We start from the raw sequence: 13,162 nt of genomic DNA, 5'->3' as shown, positions 1-13,162 counted from the left end.
GGGGACCGTCAGGACCCGGCGCCCGCGCGGCGACGGCGGACGGCCAGGACCAGCCCGCCGCCGAGGACGGCGGTTGCCGCCGCGGCGGCCGCGAGGACCGGGGTGCCGTCGGAGCCGGTGCTCGCCAGGCTGCCGTCGACGTCACCGGTGGTGGAGCCGCCCGTCGTGGAGCCGGCCGAGGTGGAGCCCGTACCGCCCGTGCCGCCGGAGCCGCCGGTGGACTGGCCCTCGTGGTCGTTGCCGCCGGTGGAGGTTCCCGGGGAGGCGGCGGACGGCGACGGGGAGGGGTCCTCCTCGTTGTCGGTGGGGATGGCGACGTGGATCTTGGCCGTGTCGTTGGCGGCGTTCTTGTCGAAGTCCGGGTGGATGTCGTAGACCGAGGTCGCCTTCACCGAGCCGTCGGTGGTCTTCGTACCCTTCGCGACGTCCAGCATGAAGGTGTACGTGAGGGTCTGGCCGACCTCGATGACGTGGTCGTCGGGCGTGCAGACGTAGACGGGCCTGCCCGGCGTACCCCCGGGCGCGTTCGGGCCGTCGATCCCGAACGGCGAGCAGTCGTCGGGGACCTGGCTCGCGGTGGTGCCCTTCGGTATCCGCACCATGAGCGCCGGCTGGTCGTCGCTCGTCTGGACCTTGATCCAGCCGGGGCCGTCGTTGCGGAGTCCCACGTTGATGGACTGCCGCCCGCCCGCGAGGGCCTCGGTGTCCTCGCCGAGCGCGACGAGGTCGGCCGAGCTGTCCGCGGTCAGGTCGAGGCGCCGGTAGCTGTCGGAGAATCCCTCGCCCGGAAGCGCGCCCGTGGCCGAGGTGCCGTACTCGACCTGCTCCATCAGCGCCTTGGGCAGCGCCTTGAACCGCACGGGCGTCTCGACCGAGGCGCCGGGCGCGATGACCGTGTCGAGCTCGCAGACGGCCTGCCGGACCTGGTCCGCGATCGTCGAGTAGGTACAGCCCTTCACCTGCTCGGGGAAGTCGAGCCCGCGGGTCAGCCGGACCCGGAAGGTGAAGCCGTCCGCCGCCGCGGTGCCCTTGTTGGTGACGACGACGTTCCTGTCGTACACCTCGCCCGGCTTGGGCGACGCGCTCGCCAGGGTCGATATCTCCAGGGAGGCCTCGCCCGGATCCGCGTACGCCGGAGCCGCGGCGACCGCCGGAACGGCCGCGACGAACGCGGCGGCGGCCACGAAGGCCGCCGGCTTGCGAAGGTGCGAGGGGCGGATGCGCTGGCGCACGGTTGGATCTCCTAGTCGAAACATGGCCGGACGGCGACCGGAGCTTCGCCGTCCGGCCATGTCTTGGACATCCGATGGGCCGCAAAGGTTGCACCGGTGTTTCTCGGGAGGACGCCAGTTTCTCGGGAGGACGTCTGTTTCTCGGGAGGACGTCAAGGGCGCCCGGGGCTGCCGGTCCGCCCGGGATCGGTGCCGGCCCCGGCGCACCGGCCGCCCTCTCCGCCGCGCTGTGCCGCGCGTTCGACGGCCCTCTCCGCCGGTTCCGCCCGCCGGCCGGCCGCGGCACTGCGGCCCTCGGCCCGACCGTCCCGCGCGGGCGCGGTGCGCAGGCTCACGGTCACCGTCGCGCCGCCCATCGGGTCGTCGGCCAGGTCCATCCGGCCGCCGTGCGCCGCGGCGATCATCGCGACGATGGACAGGCCGAGCCCGCCTGCGGACGCGTCGGGACGCGGGGACGGCGGTCCGGCCAGCACGGCGGACGGGAAGCCCCGGCCCTGGTCACGCACGCACACACGCACCGTGCCGTCCGCGCGTTCGACTCCGAGGGTGATGCGGCCCGGCCCGGCGGGGCCGGCGTGACGCAGGGCGTTGTCGATGAGGTTGTGCAGGACTTGGCGCAGCCGTACGGGATCGACGTCGGCGGTGGCCTCGCGGCTGCCGCGGGTCTCCACCGTGATCGTCGCGCCGGCGGCGGTCGCGCGGGCGCGGAACGCCTCGGCCGCGTCGGTGAGCAGCCCCGGCAGGAAGACCGTCTCGCGGCGCAGCGGGAGCCGGCCCTGCCGGGCACGGGCGAGGACGAGGAGGTCCTCGGCGAGCCCGACGAGCCGGTCGGTCTCGGCGGCGGCGGAGCGCAGGGCGGCTTCGAGCTCGGTGCGGTCGCGCGGGCGTGCCGTGGCCAGTTCGAGCTGGGCCCGCAGCAGTGCGAGCGGGGTACGCAGTTCGTGTCCGGCGGTGTCGACGAAGCTGTGCTCGCGTTCCAGCGCGTCCTGCAGGCGCGCGAGCATGGCGTTGAGGGTGCGCGCGAGACGGGCCAGTTCGTCCCCGGTCGGCGGGACGGTCAGCCGCCGTTCGGGCTCGGCCTCGGAGATCGCGGCGGCCTCCCGGCGGATGCGCTCGACCGGGCGCAGGGCCGCGCCCGCGAGCAGCCAGCCCGCGTACGAGGAGGCCGTCAGGGCGAGCGGGCCGCCGATGAGCAGCAGGAGCAGCAGCCGGTCCAGCGCCTCCGCCCGGTCGCCGAGCGGCGCGCCGACGACGAGGACGGCCGGGCGGGGGACGGCTCCCGGCAGCCGGACGGGCAGCGCGAGCAGCCGGGCGGGGTCGTCGACGCCCACGACATGACGCTCGAGGAAGACCGGCGTGGTGACGGTTCGCGCGGTGCCGGGCGGCACCATCGGTGCGGCCGCGACGGCCGGGGTCGTCTCGACGACGTCGCCGTTCGGCCACAGGATCTGGCCGAACGACTCGTCGGGGTCGATGAGTCCGCGGCCCGCGTCCAGCGGGGCCCGTTCGCTCCGGGCCAGCGAGCCGACGGTGGCCGCGGCGCGGGCGCGCAGGTCGAGGTCGACGGCGGCCGTCAGCTCCGTGCCCATCCGGGTGTAGAGGAAGGCGCCCAGCGCGGTCAGCACCACCGCCATGGCCAGGCAGAAGGCGAGGGTCAGGCGGAGCCGGACGGGAAGGCTAGCCGACGGGTTGCGCACGGCCCGACCGGTCCTTGCGGTCGTCGCTCAGCCGGTAACCGGCGCCGCGGCTCGTGACCAGCGACCGCCTTCCGAAGGGACGGTCGATCTTCTGCCGGAGGTAGCCCACGTACACCTCCACGACGTTCGAGTCCGCGTCGAAGGTGAAGTCCCAGACGTGTTCGATGAGTTCGGCCTTGGAGAGCACCTGTCCGGAGAGCCGCATCAGGCACTCCAGCAGCGCGAACTCCTTGGCGGTCAGGGTGATCGGCGTGGCGCCGCGGGCCACGCGACGGGTCGCCGGATCGAGCGTGAGGTCGCCCACGGTGAGGACGGCGGGCCGTTCGCGGGCGCCCCGGCGCATCAGCGCGCGCAGCCGGGAGAGCAGTTCTGCCAGGGCGAAGGGCTTGACGAGATAGTCGTCCGCGCCCAGGTCCAGGCCGAGCACCTTCTGAGCACTCCCTCGCACCCGAGCGCCGGTGAGCGCTTCCGGGCGGCGTGAGAACACGGCATGCACACGCTGCGGCATTTCCCGGCGGGTCGTGGAGTGCATCCTTGAGGGCGGAGTTTCCGGGGCGGACGGCCCGCAGACGGCCCAGAGGTGGTGAGGACGGCCGTGGGGCCCACGGTCGATGACCGTGGGCCCCACGTGCTGAACCGTAGAAAAAGCCCCTGACCTGGGCTTACAGCACCGGCAGGTTCTTCCGCAGCTCGAAGGCCGTGACCTCGCTGCGGTACTCCTCCCATTCCGCCTTCTTGTTGCGGAGGAAGAAGTCGAAGACGTGCTCGCCGAGGGTTTCGGCGACGAGTTCGCTGCGTTGCATCAGGGTCAGGGCCTCGCCGAGGTTCTGCGGGAGGGGCTCGATGCCCATGGCGCGGCGCTCGCCGTCGGAGAGGGCCCAGACGTCGTCGTCGGCGCCCGGCGGGAGTTCGTAGCCCTCCTCGATGCCCTTCAGGCCCGCGGCCAGGAGCAGCGCGTAGGCGAGGTACGGGTTCGCGCCCGAGTCGATCGAGCGGACCTCGACCCGTGCCGAGCCGGTCTTGCCGGGCTTGTACATCGGCACCCGGACGAGCGCGGAGCGGTTGTTGTGGCCCCAGCAGATGTACGAGGGGGCCTCGCCGCCGGCGCCCGCGGTGCGCTCCGAGCCGCCCCAGATGCGCTTGTAGGAGTTGACCCACTGGTTGGTGACGGCGGCGATCTCCGCGGAGTGCTTGAGCAGGCCCGCGATGAAGGAGCGGCCGACCTTGGAGAGCTGGTACTCGGCGCCGGACTCGTAGAACGCGTTGCGGTCGCCCTCGAAGAGGGAGAGGTGGGTGTGCATGCCGCTGCCCGGGTACTCCGAGAACGGCTTCGGCATGAAGGTGGCCTGGACACCCTGCTCCAGCGCGACCTGCTTCATGATCAGCCGGAAGGTCATGATGTTGTCGGCCGTGGAGAGCGCGTCGGCGTAGCGCAGGTCGATCTCCTGCTGGCCGGGGGCGCCCTCGTGGTGGCTGAACTCGACCGAGATGCCCATCGACTCCAGCATCGTGATGGCCTGGCGCCGGAAGTCCTGGCCGACGTTCTGCGGGGTGTGGTCGAAGTAGCCGGAGTTGTCGGCCGGGGTGGGCCGCGAGCCGTCCAGCGGGCGGTCCTTCAGCAGGAAGAACTCGATCTCGGGGTGGGTGTAGAAGGTGAAGCCCAGGTCCGAGGTCTTGGCGAGGGCGCGCTTGAGGACGTAGCGCGGGTCCGCGAAGGACGGGGAACCGTCCGGCATGAGGATGTCGCAGAACATGCGGGCGGTGCCGGGGGCCTCGGCGCGCCAGGGCAGCACCTGGAAGGTGGACGGGTCCGGCTTGGCGATCATGTCCGACTCGTACACGCGGGCGAAGCCCTCGATGGCCGAACCGTCGAAGCCGATGCCCTCGTCGAAGGCCTGTTCCAGCTCGGCCGGAGCCACGGCCACCGACTTCAGGAAGCCGAGTACGTCCGTGAACCACAGACGTACGAACCGGATGTCACGCTCCTCCAGCGTCCGGAGCACGAACTCCTGCTGCTTGTCCATCTTCCGCTTCCCCATCCTTGCTGGTCAGGCTGCCTGCTCCCACGCCTCGAAGACGATCGGCGCACCTGAGCATCCCACCACAACACCATTTCATGCGCGTTGCGGACCATGATCGGCCGGGCGACCCCGGCCTGAACGCCTCGCGTACGGCAGGTGTCCTGCTCTGCCGCACATACTGCCTGCTCACACCCCCACCCGTAAGGCCCGGCCGGTACTCACCCGTCACCCGAGCCTTAATTTGCATCTCAGATGCAAGTTTTATTAGTGTGCGATCCATGCGGAGGGGTGCAACCCACCGCTCCGTCCCCGGCTTTGAGGAGTCCTGATGCTGTCCGAACAATCCGCCGTCACCGTGCGCGCGACCCTCCCCGTCGTCGGCGCCGCCATCGGCGAGATCACCGAGCGCTTCTACGCCGGGCTGTTCAGCGCCCACCCCGAGCTGCTCCGGAACCTGTTCAACCGCGGCAACCAGGCCGCGGGCACCCAGCGTCAGGCCCTGGCCGGATCCATCGCCGCCTTCGCCACCCACCTGGTCGAACACCCCGACGAGCGGCCGGACGCGATGCTGGGCCGTATCGCCCACAAGCACGCCTCCCTCGGTGTCGCGCCCGAGCAGTACGGGGTCGTGCACGAGCACCTCTTCGCCGCCATCGTCGAGGTCCTGGGCGAGGCGGTCACCGCCGAGGTCGCCGCCGCCTGGGACGAGGTCTACTGGCTCATGGCGAACGCCCTGATCGCCATCGAGAAGCGCCTGTACGGCGAGAACGCGGACGACGGCTCCCTGCACCCCTGGGTGGTCACCGAGCGCGTCGAGGAGACCGCCGACGTCGCCACCTTCCGGATCCGCCCGGCCGACGGCGCGCCCCTGCCGGACTTCCGCGCGGGCCAGTACGTCTCCGTCGGCGTCGAACTGCCCGACGGCGCCCGCCAGATCCGCCAGTACAGCCTCTCCAGCGCGCCCGGCTCCCCGGTGCGCCAGATCAGCGTCAAGCGGGTGCGCGCGGACGAGAACGGCGCGACCGGCCCCGAGGGCGAGGTCTCCGGCCACCTGCACGCCCACGTCCGCGAGGGCGACGTCCTGCAGGTCTCCGCGCCGTACGGCGACCTGGTCCTCGACGACACCGACGCTCCCCTGCTCCTCGCCTCGGCGGGCATCGGCGTCACCCCGATGATCGCCATGCTGGAGCAGCTCACGATCTCCGGCCACAAGGCCCCCGTCACTGTCGTGCACGCCGACCGCTCCCCCGCCGAGCACGCGCTGCGCGCCGACCACGAGGCGTTCGCGGGCAAGCTGGCCGACGCGGAGACGCACTTCTGGTACGAGCGGCCCGAGCCGGGGCACCCCGCCGGGCGCACCGGCCTGGTCGACCTCTCCGGGGTGACCGTGCGGCCGGGCACGCACGCCTACCTGTGCGGTCCGCTGCCCTTCATGCGGGCGGTACGGACCCAGCTCCTGGCCAAGGGCGTGCCCGCGTCCGACATCCACTACGAGGTGTTCGGCCCGGACCTCTGGCTGGCCCGGGACTAGACCGCGGCAGGCCGCGGCCCGGGGCTGGTACCGCGGCAGGCGGCGGCCCCTGACTAGTACCGCGGCAGGCTCCGGCCCGGACCCGGCTCCGGGCCGGAGCCGGGCCCTCCGCTACGGCCTCCGGGAGATGCCCAGCAGCACGGGCCCCGTCGGCTCGGCGACGACGTCGGCGATCGTGAGCGGGTCCAGCGAGGCGTAGAAGGCCTCCTGGGCCCGCCGCAGGGCGCCCCGCAGCCGGCACGCCGAGACGAGCGGGCAGGGCGTGTCGCCCTCGCACTCGACGACGTCGCCCTCCCCCTCGAAGACGCGCACGATCGCGCCGACGGACTCCCCGCGCCCCTTTTCGGTGAGCGTGAGCCCGCCCCCCCTGCCGCGCCGGGCGTCGAGCAGTCCGAGGTGCTGGAGTTCGGCGACCACCTTGGCGGCGTGCGTGTAGGGGACCCGCATGTCGTCCGCGACCTCGCGCGTGGTGGGCGTCGAGCCGTCGGCGACGGCCAGTCGCATCAGGACGCGAAGGGCCAGGTCGGTGGAGCGCAGCAACCGCATACCCGCCAGGGTAGGTAATGCGCATCTCCGGTTCAAATTTTCCGCGGGGCCCCGCATCCCCCGGGCGCCGCACACATCCCCCACACCCGCGTCCACCCTTTCCCCGGCCAATCCCCTGCGCTCCCCCGGCCAACCCCCCGCACCGACCGGGCCAATCCCGTGCCCTCCCTGCCGACGCCCCTTCGTGCCCGATTACGATCGGCGCACCCGACCGCCCCATCCTCATAAGGACTCACCATGGGTTCCGCCAAGAACACCAGCACCGGATCGCGCCAGGCCCGTATCGAGGAGCTGCGCCGTGCCGAGCGCGCCCGCGAACGGCGCAACCGGTTCCTCGTGATCGCGGCGAGCACGGTCGTCGTCGCCGGCCTCGTCGCCGGCGCTGTCGTGCTCGTCCAGTCACAGTCGGACGACGCCAAGAAGGACACGGCGAGCGACGCGAAGCAGGCGTCGGGGCACTTCGTGACCGGCGCGGACGGGGTGAAGACCTGGAAGGGCACCCTGACGCGCAACCACGTCACCCGGACCGTGTCGTACGCGATGGAGCCGCCGGTCGGCGGTGACCACAACCAGGTCTGGATGAACTGCAACGGCGACGTCTACGCCAAGGCCGTGAACCCGATGAACGCCGTGCACTCCCTGGAGCACGGCGCGGTGTGGGTGACGTACAACAGCAAGGCGTCCGACGCCGACGTGAAGGCGCTCGAGGCGAAGGTCAGGAAGACCCCGTACACGCTGATGAGCCCGGTCGAGGACCAGAAGGACCCGATCATGCTGAGCGCCTGGGGCAAGCAGCGCTCGGTGACCGGCGCGAGCGACAAGAACGTCGACGCGTTCCTCTCAGCGTTCGTGCAGGGCAAGCAGACGCCCGAGCCGGGCGCGGCCTGCACCAACGGCCTGTCCCAGTGAGGCACGCCGGGTGGGTCGCGGGGGCCGCGGCGACCGTTCTGGCCGCCGCCGGGGCGATCACGTACGCGGTCGCCGACGGCGACGACTCCGGGACGCGGGTGCCCGCCGCGGACTCCGCGGACGCGGGCTTCGCCCGGGACATGGCGGTCCACCACCAGCAGGCCGTCGAGATGTCCTACATCGTGCGGGACCGCACCAAGGACGTGGAGGTACGGCGCCTCGCGTACGACATCGCGCAGACGCAGGCCAATCAGCGGGGCATGCTGCTCGGCTGGCTCGACCTGTGGGAACTGCCGAAGGTGTCCGCGGACGCGCCGATGACCTGGATGGGCATGGGTGACATGGCGTCCGGCAAGGACGGCTCGCTGATGCCGGGCATGGCCACCAACACCGAGATGAAGCGGCTCGGCACGCTCGACGGGAAGCAGGCCGAGGTCTTCTACCTCCAGCTCATGACCGACCATCACAAGGGCGGCATCCACATGGCCGAGGGCTGTGTCGCCAAGTGCACGGTCGGCGTGGAGAAGCGGCTCGCGCAGGGCATGGTCGACGCCCAGCAGTCGGAGATCGAGCTGATGGCCGACATGCTGAAGGCCCGGGGCGCGAAGGCCCGCGACTAGCGGACGGAGCCGGGCCCGGCGGGCCGACAGGCCGGGGTACGAGAGTGCGGAACGGGTCCGGGGCGGCGCCCCCGGACCCGTTCCGCTTCGGCTCCCGGACCCGTTCCCGCCTCCGCCCCCGCGGCGGCGGACTCGATCCGCTTACAGAACTCGGCTGCCTCTTTACAGAGTTCGGATCGGCACAGAGGGAAAACCCTCGAATCTGGGCGAGGGTGTACATCAAATCGGCCCAAATGATCGCCAACTTCCGCCACTTGGTCTTTCCTTGGGTTGTTCATTCCCCTGGCATGAACGGTTCACCGTAAGAGTTGCCCCCATCTGTGATCCATTCCTCACGCTCCGGCAGGACGTGGGGCTTTCGCATGGATCACCGCAACCACTACATGCGACGAATCGCATCGCAGGGGGTTCTATGAGATCCAACCGCGCCACCGCGCGCGCCGGAGTGAGTCTGGCGGCGACCCTGCCCCTGCTCGCCGGCGCGCTGGCGCTCGGCATACCCGCGGCGTCCGCCGCGGACGGCCCGAGCCGGGACACGCTCGCGGGCACCAAACCCGCGTGGGCCACGGCCAACGCGGACAAGGGAGCGGCTTCCGACAGCTCCCAGGTCTCGGCCCGGGTGTACCTCGCCGGACGGGACGCCAAGGGCCTGGCGGCCTACGCCAGGGCCGTGTCCGACCCGCACTCGGCTTCGTACGGGAAATACCTCAGCGCCAAGAAGGCGCAGTCGCGCTTCGGTGCCACCAGGGCCCAGGTCACCGCGGTGACCACCTGGCTGAAGTCGGCGGGCCTGAAGGTCACCGGAACGACGCAGCACTACGTCTCCGTCACCGGTGACGTGGCCGCCGCCGAGAAGGCGTTCGGCACCCAGCTCCACAACTACACCAAGGGCAGGAAGACGTACCGGGCTCCGTCCAGGACGGCTTCCGCGCCCGCCGCCCTGAACGGCGCCGTCCTGACCGTCACCGGCCTGGACAACGCTCCGCACAAGGCGCAGCACGCCGATCAACTGCCGCCTCCGGACGCGGTGTTCAAGAACTCCGGGCCGTTCTCCTCGTACTACGGCTCGAACGTCGCGAGCACCCTTCCGGACGCGTACGGGACGAAGATCCCGTACGCCGTCCAGGGCTACAGCGGCAAGCAGCTCCGCGCGGCGTACGGAGCGGGCAAGCGCACCGGCAAGAACGTGCGCGTCGCCATCACCGACGCGTACGCCTCGCCGACCATCGCCTTCGACGCGGCCACCTACGCCGGCAAGCACGGCGACGCCGCGTACTCCAGCGGTCAGCTCCGTCAGGTGCTGCCCAAGAAGTACACGAAGACGGAGGAGTGCGGAGCGGCCGGCTGGTACGGCGAGGAGACCCTCGACGTCGAGGCCGTGCACGCGGTCGCGCCGGGCGCGAGCATCACGTACGTGGGTGCCGCCTCCTGCTACGACGACGATCTGCTCGACTCGCTCAACAAGATCGTCGACGGGCACCTGGCCGACATCGTCTCCAACTCGTGGGGCGACATCGAGGCCAACCAGACCCCGGACCTGGCCGCGGCCTACGACCAGACGTTCCAGTTCGGAGCGGTCGAGGGCATCGGCTTCTACTTCTCCTCCGGCGACAACGGCGACGAGGTCGCCAACACCGGTACGAAGCAGGTCGACACCCCGGCCAACTCGGCGTGGGTGACGGCGGTCGGCGGTACCTCGCTGGCGGTCGGCAAGGACGACAAGTACCTGTTCGAGACCGGCTGGGGCACCGAGAAGGCCACGCTGTCCGCGGACGGCAAGAGCTGGACCGGGTTCCCGGGCGCGTTCACCTCGGGTGCGGGCGGCGGCACGAGCAAGACCGTGGCGGAGCCCTACTACCAGAAGGGCGTCGTCCCGAACGCGCTGGCCAAGGCCAACAACGCGGCGGGCAACCGGGTCGTCCCGGACATCTCGGCGATCGCCGACCCCAACACCGGTTTCAAGGTCGGCCAGACGCAGACCTTCCCGGACGGGACCGAGCAGTACAGCGAGTACCGCATCGGCGGCACCTCGCTGGCCGCTCCGGTGATCGCGGCGGTCCAGGCGCTCGCCCAGGAGGCGCGCGGCGGCAAGGCGATCGGTTTCGCCAACCCGTCGATCTACGCCAAGGCCGGCTCGAAGGCGTACCACGACGTGACCGACACGCCCGGCGGCAAGCAGTACGCCGTGGCCCGTGTCGACTTCGTCAACGGCTTCGACGCCGCCGACGGTCTGGCGACCTCGGTCCGCAGCCTCGGCCAGGACAGCTCGCTGAAGGCCGTGAAGGGCTACGACGACGTCACCGGTGTGGGCTCGCCCGCCCCGGGCTACGTCGAGTCGTTCAGCCGTCGCTGACCGGCGTTCACCGACGATGCGCCCGCCTCTTCCACGGAGGCGGGCGCATCGCTCGTTCGCGGGGCCGCCCCGCACACCCCGCGCCCCCCATCGCGTCGCTCTGACGATTACACTGACCGCGTGCCTCCTCTGAACTTCCGGTCCCTTTACCAGCACGGCTTCGCGCGCGTCGCCGCCTGCACGGGCCACACCGTCATCGCCGACCCGCACGCCAACGCCGAGGCCGTCCTGCGCCAGGCGCGCCGTTGCGCCGACGAGGGCGTCGCCGTCGCCGTCTTCCCGGAGATGGGCCTGTGCGGCTACTCCATCGAGGACCTGCTGCTCCAGGACGCGCTGCTCGACCAGGTCGAGGAGGCGCTGCGGACGGTGGTGACGGGGTCGGAGCGGCTCCTGCCGGTCCTGGTCGTGGGCGCCCCGCTGCGTCACCGCAACCGCGTCTACAACTGCGCCGTGGTCGTGCACCGCGGCCGGGTCCTCGGTGTCGTGCCCAAGTCGTACCCGCCGAACTACCGGGAGTTCTACGAGCGCCGGCAGATCGCCGCGGGCGACGACGAGCGGGGCGGCACGATCCGGGTCGGCGGCGAGACCGTGCCGTTCGGGGTGGACCTGCTGTTCGCCGCCGAGGACGTGCCGGGTCTGGTGCTGCACGCCGAGATCTGCGAGGACATGTGGGTGCCGGTGCCGCCGAGCGCCGAGGCGGCCCTGGCGGGCGCCACCGTCCTCGCCAACCTCTCCGGCAGCCCGATCACCGTCGGCCGGGCCGAGGACCGCAAACTGATGTGCCGTTCGGCGTCCTCACGCTGCATCGCCGCGTACGTGTACGCCGCGGCCGGACTGGGCGAGTCGACCACCGACCTGTCCTGGGACGGCCAGACCATGATCTACGAGAACGGGGCGCTGCTGGCCGAGTCCGACCGCTTCCCGCTCGACGACCAGTTCGCCGTGGCGGACGTCGACCTCGACCTGCTGCGCCAGGAGCGGTCGCGTACCGGCAGCTTCGACGACAACCGGCGCACCCACACGCACCGCACCGGTGATTTCCGCACCCTGTCGTTCCGGCTCGACCCGCCGAGCGAGGACCTGGGCCTGCGGCGCCGCATCGAGCGCTTCCCGTTCGTGCCCGCGGACCCCGACCGGCTGGCCCAGGACTGCTACGAGGCGTACAACATCCAGGTCGCGGGGCTCCAGCAGCGGCTCGCGGCGATCGGTGGCCCGAAGGTCGTCATCGGGGTGTCCGGGGGTCTGGACTCCACGCACGCGCTGATCGTCGCCGCCCACGCGATGGACCGGGCGGGCCGGCCGCGCAGCGACATCCTCGCCTTCACCCTGCCCGGCTTCGCCACCAGCGACCACACCAAGGGCAACGCGCACGAGCTGATGCGCTCCCTCGGGGTCACGGCGGCCGAGCTGGACATCACGCCGACCGCGCGGCTGATGCTGAAGGAGATGGACCACCCCTTCGCCTCCGGCGAGCCGGTGTACGACGTCACCTTCGAGAACGTGCAGGCCGGACTGCGCACCGACTACCTCTTCCGGCTGGCCAACCAGCGTGGCGGCATCGTGCTCGGCACCGGTGACCTGTCGGAGCTGGCCCTCGGCTGGTCCACGTACGGCGTGGGCGACCAGATGAGCCACTACAACGTCAACTCGGGTGTGCCGAAGACGCTGATCCAGCATCTGATCCGCTGGGTCATCGGCAGCCACCAGTTCGGCGCGGACACCGACCGGACGCTCGCCGCGATCCTCGACACGGAGATCAGCCCGGAGCTCGTGCCGGGCGAGGAGCTGCAGTCCACCGAGTCGAAGATCGGCCCGTACGCCCTGCACGACTTCACCCTCTTCTACGTCCTGCGCTACGGCTTCCGGCCGTCGAAGATCGCCTTCCTGGCCTGGCACGCGTGGCGCGACGCGGACGCCGGCGCCTGGCCGCCCGGCTTCCCCGCGGCCGAGCGCGGCGCGTACGACCTGCCCGAGATCCGGCGCTGGCTGGAGGTGTTCTGCCGGCGCTTCTTCGGGTTCGCGCAGTTCAAGCGCTCGGCCATGCCCAACGGGCCGAAGGTCTCGGCCGGCGGTTCGCTCTCGCCCCGCGGCGACTGGCGTGCGCCGTCCGACAGTTCGGCCCGCACCTGGCTGCACGACCTGTCCCGCTTCGACCTCCCGGAGCCCGAAGACCCGCCGAAGCCGTAGGACTCCCAGGGGGTCCGGGGCCTCCAGAGGGTCCGGGCTTCCAGGAGGTCCGGGGCTTCCAGGAGG

At 71.5% G+C, this 13,162-nt stretch carries 10 protein-coding genes; 5 read left to right on the top strand and 5 right to left on the bottom strand.

The window, feature by feature from the left end:
- Nucleotides 1-8 precede the first annotated feature (8 nt).
- The 4 genes from ACFYYF_RS23405 to glnA all read right to left on the bottom strand — a co-directional run bounded on the left by ACFYYF_RS23405 (nucleotide 9) and on the right by glnA (nucleotide 4,953).
- Nucleotides 9-1,232: an LPXTG cell wall anchor domain-containing protein gene (locus ACFYYF_RS23405; protein WP_388778734.1), complete on the bottom strand. Its 1,224-nt coding sequence runs from the start codon at nucleotides 1,230-1,232 to the stop codon at nucleotides 9-11.
- A gap of 152 nt (nucleotides 1,233-1,384) precedes the next feature.
- Entirely contained in the window at nucleotides 1,385-2,929 is a 1,545-nt protein-coding gene (locus tag ACFYYF_RS23400; RefSeq protein ID WP_388778732.1) for an ATP-binding protein, read from the bottom strand.
- Complete coding sequence (locus tag ACFYYF_RS23395) at nucleotides 2,910-3,356, bottom strand: winged helix-turn-helix domain-containing protein (protein ID WP_388778729.1); 447 nt, start codon at nucleotides 3,354-3,356, stop codon at nucleotides 2,910-2,912. Before ACFYYF_RS23395 ends, ACFYYF_RS23400 begins: the two co-directional genes overlap by 20 nt.
- A gap of 235 nt (nucleotides 3,357-3,591) precedes the next feature.
- On the bottom strand, nucleotides 3,592-4,953 hold the full coding sequence (gene glnA / locus ACFYYF_RS23390) for a type I glutamate--ammonia ligase (protein ID WP_361678215.1): 1,362 nt from the start codon (nucleotides 4,951-4,953) through the stop codon (nucleotides 3,592-3,594).
- A gap of 325 nt (nucleotides 4,954-5,278) precedes the next feature.
- Here glnA and ACFYYF_RS23385 point away from each other — a divergent pair, with 325 nt between their 5' ends.
- The gene (locus ACFYYF_RS23385; RefSeq protein WP_388778726.1) at nucleotides 5,279-6,481 is read left to right on the top strand and encodes a globin domain-containing protein; all 1,203 of its coding nucleotides are present in this window, start codon (nucleotides 5,279-5,281) and stop codon (nucleotides 6,479-6,481) included.
- Nucleotides 6,482-6,592: 111 nt separating this feature from the next.
- On the opposite strand, the gene ACFYYF_RS23380 is transcribed toward ACFYYF_RS23385, so the two are convergent.
- On the bottom strand, nucleotides 6,593-7,027 hold the full coding sequence (locus tag ACFYYF_RS23380; RefSeq protein ID WP_388778724.1) for an RrF2 family transcriptional regulator: 435 nt from the start codon (nucleotides 7,025-7,027) through the stop codon (nucleotides 6,593-6,595).
- Nucleotides 7,028-7,264: 237 nt separating this feature from the next.
- On the opposite strand from ACFYYF_RS23380, the gene ACFYYF_RS23375 reads away from it, so the two are divergent.
- The 4 genes from ACFYYF_RS23375 (at nucleotide 7,265) to ACFYYF_RS23360 (ending at nucleotide 13,096) form a co-directional block, all read left to right on the top strand.
- A complete protein-coding gene (locus ACFYYF_RS23375; RefSeq protein WP_388778722.1) occupies nucleotides 7,265-7,936 on the top strand; it encodes a DUF3105 domain-containing protein in 672 nt (223 codons plus the stop codon).
- A complete protein-coding gene (locus tag ACFYYF_RS23370; protein ID WP_388778719.1) occupies nucleotides 7,933-8,556 on the top strand; it encodes a DUF305 domain-containing protein in 624 nt (207 codons plus the stop codon). The genes ACFYYF_RS23375 and ACFYYF_RS23370 overlap by 4 nt, the downstream gene beginning before the upstream one ends.
- A 412-nt stretch (nucleotides 8,557-8,968) precedes the next feature.
- Nucleotides 8,969-10,909, top strand: a complete 1,941-nt coding sequence (locus tag ACFYYF_RS23365) for a protease pro-enzyme activation domain-containing protein (RefSeq protein WP_388778716.1) — start codon at nucleotides 8,969-8,971, stop codon at nucleotides 10,907-10,909.
- Between the two features lie 129 nt (nucleotides 10,910-11,038).
- Nucleotides 11,039-13,096, top strand: coding sequence for an NAD(+) synthase (locus ACFYYF_RS23360; protein WP_388779193.1), 2,058 nt, complete (start codon nucleotides 11,039-11,041; stop codon nucleotides 13,094-13,096).
- Nucleotides 13,097-13,162 lie beyond the last annotated feature (66 nt).

Origin of the sequence: Streptomyces sp. NPDC001914 (assembly GCF_042891215.1) — a bacterium.
Lineage (GTDB): Bacteria > Actinomycetota > Actinomycetes > Streptomycetales > Streptomycetaceae > Streptomyces.
This window is presented reverse-complemented; position numbering and strand designations above follow the sequence as displayed.